Below are 18,685 nucleotides of genomic sequence, written 5' to 3'. Positions count from 1 at the left end.
CGAAATAAAACAGTGGTGGCTGTAGCTCAGTTGGTAGAGTCCCGGATTGTGATTCCGGTTGTCGCGGGTTCAAGTCCCGTCAGCCACCCCACTCGGTGAATAGCGCAGTTTGGTAGCGCATCTGGTTTGGGACCAGAGGGTCGGGGGTTCGAATCCCTCTTCACCGACCACATTCAGAGAGCCCGCTCAATTAAGCGGGCTTTCGTCGTTTTAAGCAAGGGTAGAACTTTCAGTAGTTCTGAACTTGTCGGGAATGCCAAACCCGAAAAGAAATTGGCGAAACAAAACAGTGGTGGCTGTAGCTCAGTTGGTAGAGTCCCGGATTGTGATTCCGGTTGTCGCGGGTTCAAGTCCCGTCAGCCACCCCACTCGGTGAATAGCGCAGTTTGGTAGCGCATCTGGTTTGGGACCAGAGGGTCGGGGGTTCGAATCCCTCTTCACCGACCACATTTAGAAGCCCTGCTCAATGAGCAGGGCTTCGTCGTTTCTAAGGTCTTCAATGAGGACACATGCTTACAGCATGTTGGGTCGGGGGCGGAAGGCCAGTCCCACCTAATCCCTCTTCACTGGCCACTTTTTAGAGAAGCCTGCTCAATAGAGCGGGCTTTTCCCATGTAAAGCAGGGAATTATTGATCTGACTTGGTGCAAGGCCGCACTTTGATAAAGCATATAAATGGCTAGCGGGGATCCCTTTGAGGGTTGGCGGAAATGCGATAAGTGTTCTATTTTTGACCACTTGAGTAGAGCTTCATGGAAAAAATATCGATTCTTTGAAGTCAGTCATGCTGAAAAACGTCAATTTCAACGTGTTTAATGCATTTCTTTGCCTCTATTTATGCACTCTAGTGCGTGATGCTTTTTCGATTATTATCCGGCATGTTTGGTTGATTTTTAGCTGATAATGCTAACAAATGTTTCTGATGATATATCATTGATTGGCTTTCTTTCTGCTGATCTCATTTCCTGCCTATTCTTTCTCTTTTTCTTCAGATATTCACTTGCCCACCCTTTTATTTAACTTAATAAACTCTTTAAAAACATTAGGTTATGTTTTTGCTTTGGCTTTTGTTTACTCCTCTGTTTTACCGTGTGAAAGTGACTATTTATGCGATGATGAAGTGTAAATATGGAACTTTGTGCTGCTTTGTTGATTTTTTGTGAAATCTTTGCCAGATTCTTTTAGCAACAAATTGTGTCTTATTTGCACAATTTTAAACTGGCCGCTGATGTGAACCACCGCCATTCCCGATAAGACTTTTTTGCAAGAGGATACGTTGAAAGCGTTTTCCTTTGCCGGGTGACGTGGTCAGGCGGCCGTTTATCGTTCAAACCAAATGGAGTCAAACGATGAAAACAGGAATGTTGAAGCTGAGTGCAGCTTTAATTGCGTCAGCTGTAGCAGCCGGAGTACAGGCAAAAACCTTGGTTTACTGCTCGGAAGGCTCTCCAGAAGGATTTAACCCGTCGCTCTACACCTCAGGCACAACTTTTGATGCGAGTTCTCGCCAAATCTTTAACCGTCTGGTCCAGTTCGAGCGCGGTACCACCAAAATCGTACCAGGTCTGGCAGAGTCATGGACTGTCTCTGATGATGGCCTTTCTTACACCTTCAAACTGCGTGAAGGCGTAAAATTCCACAGTACCAAAGATTTCAAACCATCCCGTGATTTCAATGCGGATGACGTTATCTTCTCTTTCATGCGCCAGAAAGACGAAGGCCACCCATACCATAAGGTATCTGGTGGCTCTTATGAGTACTTCAACGCGATGGAAATGGGCGATCTGATCAGCTCAATCGAGCGAGTTGATGACTACACAGTTAAGTTCAACCTGACCCGTCCAGAAGCGCCATTCATTGCCAATCTAGCGATGGATTTCGCGTCTATCATGTCTGCTGAGCAAGCTGATCAAATGCTGAAAGCGGGCACACCAGAGAAATTGGATCTTGAGCCTGTAGGTACTGGTCCGTTTGTACTGGCAGGTTACAAGAAAGACTCTACTATTCGCTATCTTGCGCACCCTGAGTACTTTGAAGGCAAAGCGCCTATCGACCGTCTGGTGTTCTCTATCACGCCAGATGCGTCAGTTCGCTATGCGAAACTACAGAAAGGCGAGTGTCACGTGATGCCATATCCAAACCCGGCTGACCTTGACCGCATGCGCTCTGACGAAGTGGTTAACCTGATGAGTCAGGAAGGTCTGAATGTGGGTTACCTGGCATTTAACACCCAGAAAGCACCATTCACTGACGTTCGTGTACGTCAGGCGCTGAATATGGCAGTCAACAAAGAAGCCATCATTGATGCGGTATTCCAGGGGGCAGGTAAAGCGGCGAAAAACCCAATTCCACCAACAATTTGGTCTTACAACGATGCCATTCAGGACTACCCGTACGATCTGGATAAAGCGAAAGCGCTGCTGAAAGAAGCGGGTCTAGAAGACGGTTTCACCACTAACATCTGGGCGATGCCTGTACAACGTCCTTACAACCCGAATGCTCGCCGCATGGCGGAAGTGATTCAAGCGGACTGGGCGAAACTGGGCGTGAAAGCGGAAATCGTGACTTACGAGTGGGGTGAATACCTCAAGCGTTCTAAGACTGGCGAGCACGATACCCTGCTGTTGGGTTGGACCGGTGACAATGGTGACCCGGATAACTTCCTCGCTGTGCTGCTGGGCTGTTCAGGTGTCGGTGGTTCAAACCGTGCACAATGGTGCCACCAGCCGTTTGAAGACCTAATCCAACAGGCGAAGAAAACGGCGGATGTGGCTGAGCGTACCAAGCTGTATGAGCAAGCACAGGTTGTGTTTAAAGATCAGGCTCCGTGGGCAACCATTGCTCATTCAGTGGTCTTTGAGCCCGTTCGTAAAGAAGTGAAAGACTACAAGATTGACCCATTCGGTGGTCACATCTTCTATGGCGTAGACATTCAAGAATAATCACGCCAGGCAAAAGAACACCGCGGCTGAAGGATTTGGCCGCGGTTTTTGCGTCACCACGCAGTTGAGCGAGTCGTTTTATGTTGCAGTTTATTCTCAAGCGTTTGGGGTTGGTGATCCCAACGTTTATCGGCATTACCCTGCTGACCTTTTCCCTTATCAGGATGATACCTGGCGATCCCATCGAAGTGATGGCGGGTGAACGCGGCGTTTCGCCAGAACGCCATGCCCAGCTAATGGCTGAACTTGGCCTCGATAAACCTCTGATTGAGCAATATTTCGTTTATATCGGTAATGTCCTTCACGGCGATTTAGGTAACTCACTGATTACTAAAGAGCCTGTCATGAAAGAGTTTCTGACCCTTTTCCCTGCCACCATGGAACTTGCGCTATGTGCGGCTTTGTTCGCAATAGCGGTCGGGCTTCCTGCCGGGATATTGGCAGCGGTGAAGCGGGGGACTTTTCTCGATCACTCAGTGATGGCGGTCTCCCTGACAGGCTACTCCATGCCCATATTCTGGTGGGCGTTGCTCCTTATTCTTTTCTTCTCGATCGGCCTTGATTTAACACCAGTTTCAGGGCGCATGGACGATGCAACCTACTGGGTTGATGAAGTCACTGGCTTCATGCTGATTGACAGTTGGTTGTCCGGAGAAGAAGGCGCTTTTACCGCGGCTGTTCACCATTTGGTGTTGCCAGCCATTGCGCTTGGAACCATTCCCCTCGCTGTTATTGCTCGTATGACCCGTTCGTCGATGTTGGAAGTGTTGGGTGAGGATTACATCCGTACAGCGCGAGCTAAAGGCCTGATGCCTTGGCGCGTGATCCTGATTCATGGCCTTCGTAATGCCTTGATCCCGGTTATCACCGTGATTGGCCTTCAGGTGGGTATCCTGCTTTCCGGAGCCATCCTGACAGAAACCATCTTTGCCTGGCCGGGCATTGGCAAATGGCTGATTGAATCGATCGGTCGCCGCGATTATCCGGTGGTGCAAGGCGGTATCTTACTGGTAGCGACGATCATCATCGTCGTGAACCTTATCGTCGACATTCTTTATGGCGTCGTTAACCCGCGCATTCGTCACGGCAAGTAGGAGGGGAAACGATGACTGACACTACTCAAACTTCAAACCTGCCCCAAGAGCGTGAGCCGCTATCGCCGTTCGCGGAATTCTGGAGTTATTTCTCCTCCAACAAAGGCGCGCTGACAGGGCTTATCTACATTGTGTTCGTGATTGTGGTTGCCGTATTGGCACCGATTGTCGCGCCACATAACCCGGCAGAGCAGTTCCGCGATGCCTTGTTAGTACCACCTGCCTGGATTGAAGGCGGAAGCTGGAGCTTTATTCTCGGCACTGACGATGTGGGCCGCGATATTCTCTCGCGTCTTATCTATGGTGCGCGTCTTTCGCTATTGATTGGCTGTCTGGTGGTGGCTTTGTCGCTGGTACTTGGCGTCTTTATGGGGCTGGTGGCTGGCTACTTTGGCGGCATGGTTGATACAGCCATTATGCGCATGGTGGATATCATGCTGGCGCTACCAAGTCTGCTTCTCGCGATTGCGATTGTTGCCATTCTTGGGCCTTCCATCTTCAATGCGTCACTGGCTATTTCGTTTGTATCACTGCCTCACTATGTTCGCCTGACCCGCGCATCCGTGTTGGCAGAGATTAACCGCGACTATGTCACCGCCTCCCGTGTGGCGGGCGCAGGGCACTTTCGTCTGATGTTCTCTGTCTTACTGCCAAACTGTGTGGCACCGCTGATTGTTCAGGCAACGCTCGGCTTTTCCGCTGCGATTCTTGATATGGCAGCGCTGGGCTTCCTGGGGCTGGGTGCGCAGCCACCAACGCCTGAATGGGGCGTGATGCTGGCCGATGCGCGTCAGTTTATTAATTCAGCCTGGTGGGTAGTGACCTTCCCAGGTCTGGCAATCCTGCTGACCGTTCTGGCGTTTAACCTTATGGGTGACGGCCTACGTGATGCGCTGGATCCAAAGCTGAAGCAGTAGGAGAGCACAATGGCGATATTAGAAGTAAACCAGCTCTCTGTGCATTTTGGTGATGAGAGCGTACCGTTTAAAGCGGTAGATAAAATCAGTTATACCGTCGATGAAGGGGAAATCCTCGGCATCGTGGGAGAGTCGGGTTCTGGTAAATCTGTCAGTTCACTGGCCATTATGGGGCTGATTGATTATCCGGGACGCGTCAGCGCTGATTCGGTCAATTTCCACGGTGAAAACCTGCTGGAAATGGCAGAGAAAGAGCGCAAAAAGCTCACGGGTGCGGACATCTCAATGATTTTCCAGGATCCGATGACCAGCCTGAATCCTTGCTTTACGGTCGGCTATCAGATCATGGAAGCCCTGCAGGTGCATCAGGGGGGAAGCAAGAGAGAGCGCCGAGCCCGTGCGGAAGAGCTATTGAGGCTGGTGGGTATTCCCGATCCGGCTTCGCGTTTGAAAGTCTATCCACATCAGTTATCTGGCGGTATGAGCCAGCGTGTAATGATTGCAATGGCGATTGCCTGCAACCCACGCCTGTTGATTGCCGATGAGCCAACAACCGCACTGGATGTGACGATTCAGGCACAGATCATCGACTTGCTGCTCGATCTGCAGAAAGAACAGAACATGGCACTGGTGCTGATCACTCATGACTTGGCACTGGTGGCAGAAGCGGCTCATAAAGTCATGGTGATGTATGCAGGGCAAGTGGTAGAAACCGGTTCTTCCGTTGAGATTTTCCGCTCACCTAAACACCCTTATACGCAGGCACTGTTACGCTCACTGCCAGAATCGTCGGCGGGTAAGAGTCGTCTGGACTCACTGCCAGGTGTGGTGCCGGGGCTTTTCGACAGACCGAGAGGCTGCATGTTGAACCCACGCTGCCCATACGCAACGGACAAGTGCCGGAGAGAAGAACCTGCTTCGCAGGGACCAGCAGAGCGTGCCGTGAAGTGCCACTATCCATTGAATGAGCAGGGAGAGCCAACGCGATGAGTGAACAACAAGCGCCGCTGCTCCATGCAGTGGATTTGAAAAAGTACTATCCGGTTAAGCAGGGCATGTTTAAGCCGGAAGCGGAAGTGAAAGCGCTCGATGGGGTTTCCTTTACCCTTGAGCATGGAAAAACGCTGGCGGTGGTGGGTGAGTCAGGTTGCGGAAAATCAACGCTGGGTCGTTTACTCACTATGATTGAAACGCCGACGGGGGGCACGCTGGATTTCAAAGGTCAGGATCTGCTCAAGCGCGATCCTGAGTCAGACAAACTGCGTCGTCAGAAAATCCAGATCGTGTTTCAGAACCCTTATGGTTCTTTGAATCCGCGTAAGAAAATTGGCCAGATCTTGGAAGAGCCACTGGAAATCAACACAGACATGAGCTCCGCTGATCGCAAAGCTCGCGCGTTGGAGATGATGGCGAAGGTGGGCCTTAAAACGGAACACTACGACCGCTATCCGCACATGTTCTCTGGTGGTCAACGTCAGCGTATTGCGATCGCCCGTGGATTGATGCTGAACCCTGAAGTGGTGGTGGCTGATGAGCCCGTGTCCGCACTTGATGTGTCAGTGCAGGCACAAGTGCTTAACCTGATGATGGATTTGCAGGAAGAGCTTGGCCTTTCCTACGTATTTATCTCGCATGACTTATCGGTCGTTGAGCATATCGCCGATGAAGTGATGGTGATGTACTTGGGGCGCTGTGTAGAGAAGGGGAAAGCAGATGAGATTTTTAAATCGCCTCAGCATCCTTATACACAAGCGCTTCTTTCAGCGACGCCGAGGCTCGACCCTGAACATCGTCGCGAGCGCATCAAGCTGACGGGTGAGTTGCCAAGCCCACTCAACCCACCCAAAGGTTGTGCTTTCCATGCACGTTGCCGTGATGCTGTCGACAGATGTCATAGCGAACAGCCTTCGTTAAAAACGTATGGTGACAGGCAAATCGCTTGTTTGGTCGTAGACGAGCAGCACGCTTCGCAGTAAACAGGAAAGGGCAGCTGATGTTGCCCTTTCTCTTTTCGATTCGTCGAGCTTGGATTTTCAGGCTAGGCTAACTATCTGAACCCTATAAATTCCTGATGGTAATAGGTGCAATGCGTTCCACGTTTTTCTGCATGATGATATTTCTGCTTCTTGGTTTGTTTCCTTGGCGCAATGCCTCGGCAGATACTCTGTGCCCTTCAGTTGAAAAACAGGGTTGGCAAGTTGTCGATCAAAGCTGTCGTGTTGGTGCGGGCCTCTGGTCAAAACGTCCTATAAAAAACGAAGGTCGGTTCTGGGTGCAATGTGGCGTGGTCAGCCAGTTACCTAAGCCTTGGTTTAAGAAAGAAGTTGAAGCTGTTCTTATGCAGGACAAACTGGTATTTCGCCAGGAAGGCAATCAATACCGCTGTCTGGTTGGGCCGTTTGAACGTTACTCGGAAGCAGAAATTGTTAAGGATGTCATGAAGCAGCGCAAAGTGTTCGCTTCAGCCTTTATCCGCGATATATCTCAGCCCGAGAAGGCAACAAAGCTTAGCCAGTCCGACAAACCAAAGAAAAAAACGGTCCTAAAGGCTTCGAAGCCAGCGAAGACAGAACGTCGATACATTGATGTCGGGTCGTTGAAAAGCCCGATGCCAAAAGTTAATGAACCGCGCTACAGTGCTAAACAAAACATCTGGTGGCGTGCCACGTTGAGGGAAGCCAATCAGGCTTGTCGACAAGATGGCATGAAATTGGTGTCTGAATTGACGTTGAAAACCCTGTCATCCACGCCGGATTGGAAAAGTACCTATCCAAGCAGACTGCCTTACTGGGTGGCAGAAATGCGCGCCTTCGACGTCGTGATGGGGCTTTCCATGCCGCTTTCACTTGAATCAGCGTTACTGGTGCTTTGTGAGCCTCAGTGAGGCGATTATGCGGGGCTTCGGCCAGAGTTGTGAATTCTGCTGTAGAAACAAACGTTAAATCCCTCCTCGTCGCCTGCCGCTTTTAGAATAGCTCCGAAAAAGGCACGCGTTTTTCGTTGTACGGCAGTAAAAAGGCAAATCATTCATGCACTCCCGCAGTCTCCCTGTTTTGATGCTAGCTCTCTCAAGTATCCTTTTTATATCGAGCACTTCTGTGTTTGCTTCTGAGGATCTTGATGCTCGCTGCAAAGGTGAAAAATCGTCTGAGGGCTACTCTGTTGTGGGCGAAAGCTGTCCTATTGGCGAAGGGTTATGGGGGAGAAAGCCAGCTAAGAACGGCGCGTTTTGGGTGCAGTGTGGCATTTATGCGGAGCTGCCTGCTCAGAGCGAGGCCATCAATGGTGCGCTTTACCGAAAAGAGGGCCGCCAGTATCGATGTTTAGCAGGGCCTTTTGATTCTTTTGGCGAAGCGATTGAAATGCGAAACGGCTTGCGAACCCAAGCTGAAACCGCTGATGCCTTTATCCGTCAGGTGGGTTATCAGCCAAGCGTGAAAAAAACAGTATTGAAGACAACGTCGGCTTCCGCAAAGAAGGGGCCAATCAGGCATCAGGAACAGGTTTTAGGGTTTTGGGCACCCAAACCCACGGGCATGGATACACGATACACCATTAACCGCCGTGACTGGTGGCGGGCAACGTATCAGGAAGCCAACAATGCCTGCCGCAAGAGCGGCAAAAAACTGGTGTCAGAAAGAAGCCTGAGAAAGGCGATATCTACTTCGCGTAGAGCAGAAGCGCTACCCGATCTTTATCCCTACTGGCTTAGTAACGGACAGGTCTACGACATCAAACTGGATATGTCATTTGTGGCAATATCAGACTCGCTGACATTGAATGTGTTGTGTGAGTGATAGGAAGAAAAAGCGGCTGGATGGCCGCTTTGAGAGTATCTAGCTACGGCTGTTAGTTCGCAATTTTGCGCCAAGTTTCGGTGTAAATCTTGTCACCTTGGTCATTAAGCGTGAAACGAGTTAGTACACCGCGATCCCAGTTAACACCTGCTGGAATATAGTTGAAGCGGTTAATTTTGAAATGGTCTCTATTTTCACCATCTTCGCGATCGTTCCAACGGATTGTGGTGTTCAGTTGGTCCAATGTTGCTTTAGAAACGCCAGCCGCATTTGTGCCAAACCACCAGTAATCCATGGCTGCTAGCTCGGTGTACAGCGCAGATCCACCATTGTAAGATTCCGGGTTACAGTCGTTTAACTCATCACCTGTCATGGTTACGCCAGTGTCGGTGAATTCAAATTGGGCTTTTGCAACCGTGCCCGGACAATTCGGGTCAGTCGCCGTCACTTCCCATGTGCCTTTGAAGTCTACGTAGCGGTCAACGCCCGGCTTTTCAACTGGATAGGTAAAGCTAATGCTTTCAGATATACGACCCTCGTTATTACCGTTTAGGTATTCTTTGGAGCGCGTCTCCGTGTAGACATCCGTAATTGGATCATAAGAGCCAGACATGATCTCTAGAAGCAGCTTGGATTGATCCTGTTTATCAGAATCATCACGCTCTTGTTCTTGATAAACAGTTAGCGCTTTCTCACTACAGTTAGAGTTTGCCATGCATTCGTACATGGCACCCATCTCAGCAACACCATCCCAAGAATGGGCGATATCTTCGGTAACAATGCCCGTCGGATCAGTCAGCTTGTATTCGTAGTGGTTGAGAACATCATCCCACTCAGGTTGTGGATAGTTAGTCTCGCCATCACATGCAGGGAGCTCGTTTCCGTTTTCTTCTACCCAGCCAAACTCACCATCATTCTCTACACAGCTCAAGTAGGTTAACGCATAGCTTCCGCTAATGCTGCCGTCATTGGAGCCCTCACGCTCAATGAATTTATCATTTTGAATTGTGAAGATATTAGATGCAGGAATGTTCGTTTTTTCGAACGTCTTATCACCAAAAGAACGGTCTGCGTGAATGACTAGGTTAAAATCAACAGAATCTTTGTTACTTAAATTGCGTTGACCAATACGTTGAGTAGCGCTGCGTTGAACAAATGTCCAGTTAGAACCTTTTGCCCAGTGAGTCAGGATAGTGTCTGAGCCGCGATCCAAGTTCTCAAGCGAACCCTTAAGGTGATCCATTGCAACCTTTTCAGATACTAGCGTATAGCTTTCGCTTGTTGCTGATGCCAGTGCAGTTAGAAATTCTGTTGAAGTTGTTTCTAAGCGATCCAACTCAATAGATTTTAAGCTATTGATGATGTTTGAATTACTCGCCGCATTTTTGATTTCAGCTGGAATAGCAATAGAGGTGTCATCACCGTTCGCGTTAATAGTCAGCAATAGACGAACCAGCGAAACAACACGATCCTGGGTGCCCAGTGCTTCGTATGGCGTGCTGATATGACGGCCAGAGACGTTACCTAGCACTAAACCGCCATGCTCGTTACCCAGCACAAATTTTACACTTGGGTCGTTTGCATCAATATCATATGAGCCGTCAGCCGTTGTCCAGCCATCAGCACCCTCTATACCTTGCACGTAATACAAACCTTCTACCTGCGCATCAATAAACTTGCCGCTTTCAGGAATTGCAATGGTCGGCTTTTTAGCGAGTTCAGTGGAAGAGCCACCACCAACCGCTGGCGTCGAATCATCGCTACCACAACCCGCCAGAATCAAAGCAACTGACGCTGCCAACACAGAAGTTTTAAAGTTCATCTCTCACCCGGAATGAATAAATATATGAATAGATACTTAGATAAATTGACCAGTCGCACTCAGCATTCTGGAATGAAGGTCTAATTATTTGAAAGAGACAGAAAGCTCAATAGACCTTCTTTTTGTGAGAGTTTTATCTGAGAGATTTTAACAGGCGAGATATTGTATTGTGATCTAGCGCACGGTGTATTTGAGGTCAGGCAAATTGGCTACAAGTCTCGCGATAAGAAAGTTGGTGGGGTGTCAGGTGGTGTTTTGACTATTTATCTGATTTTGAAGCATAAAAAAGCCCCGCAAGTGCGAGGCTCTTTTTAATCGCTTGGCGATCAACGCATAGTAACGAATTCCTCGGAACCAGTTGGGTGGATCGCGACAACGCTGTCGAAGTCTGCTTTGGTGGCGCCCATCTTCATTGCAACGCCAAAGCCCTGAATCATCTCATCCACGGTGTAGCCGATGCCGTGAAGACCCACCACTTTCTCGTCATCACCCGCACATACCAGCTTCATTTTGCATGGCTGTCGATGCTGGGTAACGGCGGTGTACATGGCGGTGAAGCTGGAGGTGTAAACCTTCACATTCTCTTCGCCGTACTGCGCTTTCGCTTCGCCTTCAGTTAGGCCGATGGTGCCGATTGGTGGGTGGCTGAAAACCACGGTTGGGATCAGCTCGTAGTCCATCTTGGCGTCTGCTTTGCCATTGAACAGTCGCTCTGACAGTTGACGACCTGCTTTAACCGCGACTGGCGTCAGCTCGACGCCGCCTTCCATGATGTCACCCACACAGTAGATGCCAGAAACATTGGTGTTCTGGAACTCATCCACTTTGATGTAACCACGGTCATTGGTTTCAACACCTGCTGCAGCCAGATTGATTTTCTCTGTGACTGGATGACGGCCGATTGCCCAGATCAGCAGATCCGTGTTGTGGGTCTCACCGCTTTCAAAATGCAAGGTCAGTGAACCGTCAGACTCTTTCACCACTTCTTTTGGAATCGAGTGGGTATGCAGCGCTGGGCCTTCTTTTTCCATCACTTCAACGATGGTATCGATGATCATCGGGTCGAAGCTGCGGAGTGGAGACTCTTTACGCACAAACAGGTGTGTTTCAGTGCCGAGTGCATTTAATACACCTGCGATTTCTACTGCGATGTAGCCTGCACCAACCACTGCAACGCGTTTTGGTTGCTCGTTCAGCTCAAAGAAGCCATTTGAGTCGATACCATGTTCCGCGCCTGGAATGTTTGGAATGGTTGGCGCGCCACCGACAGCAATCAAGATGTTGTCAGCGGTATAGTGCTCGCCGTTTACTTCAACCGTTTTAGCGTCAACAAACTTGCCGAAGCCTTCAATCACTTCGATTTTGTTCTTGCCCAGCACGTTTTCATAAGAGGTGTGGATGCGGCCAATGTAGGCTTCACGGTTTTCTACCAGCTTGTCCCAGCTGAATTTGTTCAGTGTGGTGTCAAAGCCGTAGTCTGGGCCGTACATTTTGATGGCTTCTGCGATTTGCGCGCCGTGCCACATCACCTTTTTCGGTACACAACCTACGTTTACGCAGGTGCCGCCGAGGTGTTGCGCTTCGATCAACGCGACTTTTGCACCGTACATCGCGGCACGGTTTGCAGAGGCGATACCGCCACTGCCGCCGCCGATACAAATATAATCAAAATGCTTGGCCATGAGTTTCTCCGTTTGGTTATTCTTAAATCCCGTTGAGCGGGGAAGCATTAGCATCCCCTGATAATATCAGACCTTTCAAGATCCGTATGTTATTCAGGCACTACCCATTGTACAAATTGGTGGCCTGTCTCGGGTGCAATTTTACTTTGCAGCCAAGGTAGAATTTCTTTCATCTGTGCTTCCAGCGTCCATGGCGGATTAATCACAATCATGCCGGACGCTGTCATGCCGCGCTCTTCACTGTCTTCCGCTACACCCAGTTCGATTTGCAGGATTTTGCGGATGCCCAGCTTTTCCAGACCTTTGGTAATGAGATCGATATTTTTGCGGTAAACCACCGGATACCAAATCGCATAGGTGCCGGTTGCCCAGCGCTTCACGCTCTCATCAATCGCATCTACCACGTCCTGATATTCGTGCTTGAGCTCGTAAGGTGGGTCAATCAACACCACTCCGCGTCGCTCTTTGGGTGGCAAGCTGGCTTTAAGACGTGCGTATCCGTCTTCCTTGTACATTTTTACCTGGCGGTCACCGCGAAACTCCTGAAGCAGGAGAGGGAAGTCGCTAGGGTGAAGCTCTGTGAAAATAGCGCGGTCTTGTTCGCGTAGCAGGCTGCGGCCGACTTTCGGTGAGCCTGGGTAGTAACGCAGTTTGTTGCCTTGGTTCAGTGCGCGAATAGTATCAAGGTAAGGTTTGATCGCTTCAGGGGCATCGTCGCACTCCCAAATCAAGCCAATACCTTCTTTGTATTCACCGGTTTTCTCAGCGCGCTCGTCAGACAAATCGTAGCGACCCGCACCGCTATGGGTGTCATGGTAGACAAAGGCTTTGTCTTTTTGCTTGAGCGATTCAATGATGAGGCTTTGAACTATGTGTTTGAGCACATCAGCATGGTTGCCAGCATGGAAGCTGTGGCGGTAACTGAGCATGTCGATATCCGGTGAAAATAGAAAAGTGTCGAGCATTATCGCTTATTGGAGGGATGGATCCAGCCTCAGCATTGAAAAGCCGCTTAATTGCCTTCATAAATACTAAGACTGAATATTATGAAGGAACTCATTATGTCCAACCCGCTGCTGTCGTTTAACGATTTGCCTCCTTTTTCTCAAATCAAACCTGAGCACGTGCAACCTGCCGTCGAGCAGGCAATTGCTGATTGCCGCGCTGCGATTGAAGCGGTTTTGGAAAACAACACAGATCCAAGCTGGGACACCATCTGTGCAGCACTGGCAGAAAGCGACGACAGACTAAGTCGCATTTGGTCACCGATAGGCCATATGAATGCGGTGGTGAACAGTCAGGAATTACGAGAGGCGTATGAAGCCTGCCTTCCTATGCTGTCTGACTACTCGACGTGGGTTGGACAGCACAAGCCGCTTTATGATGCTTACAAGGCTATTAAAGCGCGTGATGATTTTGACTCCCTGACGCCAGCTCAACAAAAGACCATTACAGACTCTCTGCGCGATTTCGAGCTTTCCGGTATTGCATTGCCACCTAAAGAGCAGCACCGCTTTGGTGAGATCAGCAAGCGACTGTCTGAGCTGTCGTCGACTTTCTCGAACAATGTGCTCGACGCCACCATGGGTTGGTCCAAGCATGTGACCGACGAAAACGCGCTGGCGGGCATGCCTGAATCCGCGCTTGCTGCAGCTAAAGCGCAGGCAGAAAGCAAAGAGCTTGAAGGTTATGTGCTGACGTTGGACATTCCGTCTTACCTGCCAGTCATGACGTACTGTGACAACCGTGAACTTCGCGCAGAAATGTACGAGGCGTACACTACCCGAGCGTCTGACCGTGGTCCAAATGCAGGTAAGTGGGACAACACCGACCTCATCAATGAAACCCTGCTGCTGAAAAGTGAAATTTCCCGTCTGCTGGGCTTTGCCACTTACAGTGAACTGTCGCTGGCAACCAAAATGGCGGCGTCTACTGATCAGGTACTGACCTTCCTGAACGAGCTGGTGGAAAAAGCACGCCCACAGGGCTTGAAAGAATTCGATACCCTCAAGCAATTCGCCAAAGACAACTTCGGTGTGGAAACGCTTGAGCCTTGGGATGTGGGTTACTACGCCGAGAAACTCAAGCAGCATCAATACAGTATTTCTGATGAAGAGCTGCGCCCTTACTTTCCAGAAGACAAAGTGGTTGCCGGTCTTTTTGAAGTGCTGAAACGTGTGTTCGGCATGGACGTTAAACGTCGTGACGGCGTGGACGTGTGGCATGAGTCCGTGTCTTTCTACGATATCTTCGATGCGAAAGGCGAACTGCGCGGCAGCTTCTATCTCGACCTCTACGCCCGTGAACACAAACGTGGCGGCGCTTGGATGGACGAATGCCGAGTGCGTCGTGTGACCGAATCTGGTGAGCTGCAAAGCCCGGTCGCTTACCTAACCTGTAACTTCAACAAGCCAATCGGTGGTAAACCCGCGCTGTTTACCCATGATGAAGTGGTGACGCTGTTCCACGAGTTCGGCCATGGTATCCACCACATGCTGACCAAGGTTGATGTGTCGTCGGTATCTGGTATCAACGGTGTACCTTGGGATGCGGTTGAGTTGCCAAGCCAGTTCCTCGAAAACTGGTGCTGGGAAGAAGACGCGCTGGCGTTTATCTCCGGCCACTATGAGACCGGCGAGCCACTACCAAAAGAGATGCTGGATAAAATGCTGGCGGCGAAGAATTACAACTCCGCCATGGGCATGCTGCGCCAGTTGGAGTTTGGCTTGTTCGACTTCACCCTGTTTACCCGTTTCGACGCGGAAGAAGGTGCGAAAGTGCTGGAAACGCTGGCAGAAGTGAAGAGTCAGGTCGCGGTTGTGCCGTCTCCAGACTGGAACCGATTCCCACACTCGTTCAGCCACATCTTTGCGGGTGGTTACAGTGCGGGTTATTACAGCTATCTGTGGGCGGAAGTGCTGTCTTCAGACGCGTTCAGCCGCTTTGAAGAAGAAGGTATCTTCAACACCGAAACCGGCCAGTCGTTCCTTGAGAACATTCTTGAGCGCGGCGGCAGTGAAGAGCCAATGGAGTTGTTCAAACGCTTCCGTGGTCGCGAGCCATCACCGGATGCACTGCTGCGCCACAGCGGGATTGGCGTTTAACTCGTCATTATCAACCCAAAAAGAAAAAGCACGGTTTCGACCGTGCTTTTTTGTGCCTTCGACTGACTTACGCTATGGTCAGCGGCCAGTGGTTATCACTCTGGCGCTCTGCTTCAAGCGTCAACTCAGTCGCCATCAGCACATTTGCGTTCAGCCAGTTATCAGGCATCGTCAGTTCGAGCGAGTCGCCGTTTGCTTTCAGCGTCACAGTAGGAATCGCTTTACTGTCTCGGCGGTGACAGAGCAGTACCGCTATGCGTAAAAGACGCAGCAGGCGGTTAGCGCTGTTGGGTGAAATTGCACTTTGCGGCGCAATCGGAACCAGTTGCTCGCGGTAGTGGCGCAGCATTTCAGCCAGCAGTTTTTTCTGCGCGCGGGTAAAACCGGGTAGGTCGAGGCTATCGAGCAGGTAAGCGGCATGCTCCCCGTCCTTTTTAAAGCCTATGCTCATGCCTATTTCATGCAGTTTCGCAGCAGCATCAAGCATCACGGGAGCGACAGGCTCTGCAATCCAGCCTTCACCGCATTGTTGCAGCAGGCTTTGCGCTGTCTTCGCGACGTTGTCTGCGTGGATGTCGTCCAACTGGTAGCGGGACTGTATGCTATGAATGGTACGCTTTCGGATGTCCTGCTCGGACATTGTATCCATCATGCCATACACCAAACCTTCACGCAGCGCGCCGCCAGCCAGCGTCATTGACTCGATACCTAAATCTTCAAATATCGCAATCAGGATAGAGAGGCCGCTTGGAAACACCAAAGCCCGCTCTAACGTCAGGCCGTCGATATCGAGCTCTTCTACCTGTCCAAAGCCAATTGCCTGTTTGCGAAGGCGCTGGAGTTTCGCCAGGGTGATGGTTTCATCCATACCTTGCGCAACCATGATCTCCTGCAAGGCCTGCACAGTGCCGCTGGCACCGACACAGACATCCCAACCGAGCTCGCGATAGCGTTTGACGATAGGGGAAAGCACCGCTTTTGCGCCTTCAATGGCGGAGTCGAAACTCTTTTCGGTGAGTGAGCGATCTTTGAAGTGCTTTTCCAGCCAGGTCACGCAACCCATATCCAGACTGGTCAATGCCGCAGCATCAAAGCCTTCACCGATAATCACTTCGGTACTGGCGCCACCGATGTCGACCACCAGACGTTTACCTTTACCGCCCGAGGTGTGTGCCACGCCCTGATAGATGGTGCAGGCTTCTTCTTCTCCGGTGATCACATTGATGGAATGGCCAAGAATTTGGTTAGCATGCTTGATAAACACATCGGCATTTTTGGCGCTGCGAAGGGCGGCGGTAGCGACGATGCGGATATTGTCTGAAGGAATGTCCTGAAGGCGCTCAGCGAACAATGAAAGGCAATCCCAGCCGCGCTGCATGGCTTCGTCACTGAGATTCAAATTGCTGTCGAGGCCGGAGGCCAGGCGTACTTTACGTTTGATTTTTGCCAACGTTTGTACGCTGCCTTGAACTTCACGAACAACCAGCATGTGGAAGCTGTTTGAACCGAGGTCAATGGCAGCGTACAGGGGCGAACGCGCGTTTTCCATGCTCTGTGGTTACCCCTGATAGATTTACGCTTTGTTGGTCGACGGGCGACGACGGCCGCGGCCACGTGATTGTGAGCCGGATTTGCCGGAGGTGTTACGGCGGCTGTTTACCTGACGTGGACGGTGTACCTTGATAGGTGCAGGTAGGTCAGTCAGCAGGGCTTCTTCATTGTATTCAGATACCGGAATGGCGTGATCGATGTATTCTTCGATCGCTGGCAGGTTCACGGCATATTCTTCACACGCGAAGCTGATAGACGCACCGCTTGCACCAGCACGACCGGTACGACCGATACGGTGAACGTAATCTTCACAGTCATCTGGCAGGTCGTAGTTGAATACGTGGGTTACCTGAGGAATGTGCAGACCACGTGCAGCAACATCGGTTGCAACCAGAATGTCTACATTGCCTTTGGTGAACTCTTCCAGAATCTTAACGCGTTTCTTCTGAGGAACATCGCCAGTCAGCAGGCCTGCACGCAGGTCGTCAGCTGCCAGGTGACCCCAGATGTCTTCACAGCGATGCTTGGTGTTTGCAAACACGATCGCACGTTCCGGCCACTCTTCCTCAATCAAGGTTTGTAGCAGGCGCATCTTGTCGGTGTTCGACGGGTAGAACAGTTCTTCCTTAATACGGTGACCGGTCTTTTGTTCTGGCTCAACCACAACATGCTCTGGGTTGGTCATGTGCTCAAACGCCAGTTCCTGCACGCGGTAAGAAAGGGTCGCGGAGAACAGCATGTTCAGACGGTCTGCCGGAGCTGGCATACGACGGAACAGGAAGCGGATGTCTTTGATAAAGCCCAGATCGAACATACGGTCTGCTTCATCAAGCACAACAGCTTGAATACCGCTCAGGTCAATCACGCGCTGTTTGTAGAAATCGATAATACGGCCACAGGTACCGATCAGGATATCAACGCCGCCTTCCAGTACTTCTTTTTGCTTCTCATAAGCTTCGCCACCGTAGGCAAGACCCGCAGTCAGAGAGGTTGAAGCCAGCAGCGGAGCAGCATCGTTATAGATCTGGATCGCAAGTTCGCGCGTTGGTGCCATGATGATAGCGCGCGGACAGTTTTTCTTGCGGTCGGCAGGTGCCTCCGTTGTCAGCAAATGGTGGAAAGTCGCAGTCAGGAATGCCATCGTCTTACCTGTGCCCGTCTGGGCCTGTCCTGCAATGTCTTGGCCGGTGAGCAGGACCGGCAATGCCAGAGCCTGGATAGGGGTACAATTATGAAACCCTTTTTCTTCCAAACCCTTGATAACATCGGCGTGAAGACCGAAGTCGGCAAATTTCTGCTCTGTGAGATGCGTCATTTTCATCCGCATAGAATATCAGCTTAGGCTTGCAATACGATAGTGAATACATTCAAATAGTGCGATGATTTACTGGTTGGTATATCACCAGTGACAAAAAATAATCATTGGAGTGAAAGATGAGCGACAAGATTTTGCAGCTGACCGACGACAGCTTCGACGCAGATGTTATCAATGCTGCAGGCCCTGTACTGGTTGATTTTTGGGCAGAGTGGTGTGGTCCTTGTAAGATGATCGCCCCGATTCTTGACGAGATCGCTGAAGAATACGAAGGGAAAGTCACTATTGGTAAACTGAATATCGACCAGAACGCAGGTACACCACCTAAGTTCGGTATCCGTGGTATTCCAACGCTGCTGCTGTTCAAAGACGGTGGCGTGGCGGCAACTAAGGTTGGCGCACTGTCTAAAACTCAACTGAAAGAGTTCTTGGACGCAAACCTGTAATGTGACAGAGAAGCCG

At 50.5% G+C, this 18,685-nt stretch carries 14 protein-coding genes and 4 tRNA genes; 13 read left to right on the top strand and 5 right to left on the bottom strand.

Annotated elements, in window-relative coordinates; translation table 11 throughout:
• Window positions 1-15: 15 nt before the first annotated feature.
• The 11 genes from D515_RS01695 to D515_RS01645 all read left to right on the top strand — a co-directional run bounded on the left by D515_RS01695 (window position 16) and on the right by D515_RS01645 (window position 8,749).
• Window positions 16-91 (top strand) — tRNA-His (locus D515_RS01695).
• 2 nt (window positions 92-93) lie between these two features.
• Window positions 94-170, top strand: a tRNA-Pro gene (locus D515_RS01690).
• Between the two features lie 122 nt (window positions 171-292).
• A tRNA-His gene (locus tag D515_RS01685) sits at window positions 293-368 on the top strand.
• 2 nt (window positions 369-370) lie between these two features.
• Window positions 371-447, top strand: a tRNA-Pro gene (locus D515_RS01680).
• A 901-nt stretch (window positions 448-1,348) separates the two neighbouring features.
• Window positions 1,349-2,941: an ABC transporter substrate-binding protein gene (locus D515_RS01675; RefSeq protein WP_002535489.1), complete on the top strand. Its 1,593-nt coding sequence runs from the start codon at window positions 1,349-1,351 to the stop codon at window positions 2,939-2,941.
• Window positions 2,942-3,021: 80 nt separating this feature from the next.
• Window positions 3,022-4,035 carry an ABC transporter permease subunit gene (locus D515_RS01670; protein ID WP_002535487.1) on the top strand — a complete coding sequence of 338 codons (1,014 nt, stop codon included), beginning with the start codon at window positions 3,022-3,024 and terminating at the stop codon, window positions 4,033-4,035.
• A gap of 11 nt (window positions 4,036-4,046) precedes the next feature.
• The gene (dppC, locus tag D515_RS01665; protein WP_002535486.1) at window positions 4,047-4,952 is read left to right on the top strand and encodes a dipeptide ABC transporter permease DppC; all 906 of its coding nucleotides are present in this window, start codon (window positions 4,047-4,049) and stop codon (window positions 4,950-4,952) included.
• Window positions 4,953-4,961: 9 nt separating this feature from the next.
• Entirely contained in the window at window positions 4,962-5,942 is a 981-nt protein-coding gene (dppD, locus tag D515_RS01660; RefSeq protein ID WP_002535484.1) for a dipeptide ABC transporter ATP-binding protein, read from the top strand.
• A complete protein-coding gene (locus D515_RS01655) occupies window positions 5,939-6,928 on the top strand; it encodes a peptide ABC transporter ATP-binding protein (RefSeq protein ID WP_002535483.1) in 990 nt (329 codons plus the stop codon). Before dppD ends, D515_RS01655 begins: the two co-directional genes overlap by 4 nt.
• Window positions 6,929-7,059: 131 nt before the next feature.
• The gene (locus tag D515_RS01650; protein WP_152442336.1) at window positions 7,060-7,836 is read left to right on the top strand and encodes an SPOR domain-containing protein; all 777 of its coding nucleotides are present in this window, start codon (window positions 7,060-7,062) and stop codon (window positions 7,834-7,836) included.
• 214 nt (window positions 7,837-8,050) lie between these two features.
• Window positions 8,051-8,749: an SPOR domain-containing protein gene (locus D515_RS01645; RefSeq protein ID WP_051997465.1), complete on the top strand. Its 699-nt coding sequence runs from the start codon at window positions 8,051-8,053 to the stop codon at window positions 8,747-8,749.
• Between the two features lie 52 nt (window positions 8,750-8,801).
• On the opposite strand, the gene D515_RS01640 is transcribed toward D515_RS01645, so the two are convergent.
• The 3 genes from D515_RS01640 to D515_RS01630 all read right to left on the bottom strand — a co-directional run bounded on the left by D515_RS01640 (window position 8,802) and on the right by D515_RS01630 (window position 13,182).
• Window positions 8,802-10,571, bottom strand: coding sequence for a hypothetical protein (locus tag D515_RS01640; protein WP_002535479.1), 1,770 nt, complete (start codon window positions 10,569-10,571; stop codon window positions 8,802-8,804).
• Between the two features lie 326 nt (window positions 10,572-10,897).
• On the bottom strand, window positions 10,898-12,253 hold the full coding sequence (gorA, locus tag D515_RS01635; RefSeq protein ID WP_002535478.1) for a glutathione-disulfide reductase: 1,356 nt from the start codon (window positions 12,251-12,253) through the stop codon (window positions 10,898-10,900).
• Window positions 12,254-12,342: 89 nt separating this feature from the next.
• Entirely contained in the window at window positions 12,343-13,182 is an 840-nt protein-coding gene (locus D515_RS01630) for a 23S rRNA (adenine(2030)-N(6))-methyltransferase RlmJ (protein WP_039849473.1), read from the bottom strand.
• Between the two features lie 132 nt (window positions 13,183-13,314).
• Between D515_RS01630 and prlC the strand changes: the two genes are divergently transcribed.
• Window positions 13,315-15,357 (top strand): oligopeptidase A, encoded by a 2,043-nt coding sequence (prlC, locus tag D515_RS01625; protein WP_002535475.1) that lies wholly within the window; start codon window positions 13,315-13,317, stop codon window positions 15,355-15,357.
• A gap of 67 nt (window positions 15,358-15,424) precedes the next feature.
• Here the strand turns inward: prlC and gppA are convergent, their stop codons facing one another.
• Complete coding sequence (gppA, locus tag D515_RS01620; protein ID WP_002535473.1) at window positions 15,425-16,906, bottom strand: guanosine-5'-triphosphate,3'-diphosphate diphosphatase; 1,482 nt, start codon at window positions 16,904-16,906, stop codon at window positions 15,425-15,427.
• 24 nt (window positions 16,907-16,930) lie between these two features.
• Entirely contained in the window at window positions 16,931-18,229 is a 1,299-nt protein-coding gene (gene rhlB / locus D515_RS01615; protein ID WP_152442335.1) for an ATP-dependent RNA helicase RhlB, read from the bottom strand.
• A 113-nt stretch (window positions 18,230-18,342) separates the two neighbouring features.
• Between rhlB and trxA the strand changes: the two genes are divergently transcribed.
• Window positions 18,343-18,669: a thioredoxin TrxA gene (gene trxA, locus D515_RS01610; RefSeq protein ID WP_002535469.1), complete on the top strand. Its 327-nt coding sequence runs from the start codon at window positions 18,343-18,345 to the stop codon at window positions 18,667-18,669.
• Window positions 18,670-18,685 lie beyond the last annotated feature (16 nt).

It is taken from the genome of Grimontia indica, from assembly GCF_000333895.2.
In the GTDB taxonomy this organism is placed as follows: domain Bacteria; phylum Pseudomonadota; class Gammaproteobacteria; order Enterobacterales; family Vibrionaceae; genus Enterovibrio; species Enterovibrio indicus.
Note: the sequence above shows the minus strand (reverse complement) of the source record. Positions and strands in the feature narration are given on the sequence as shown.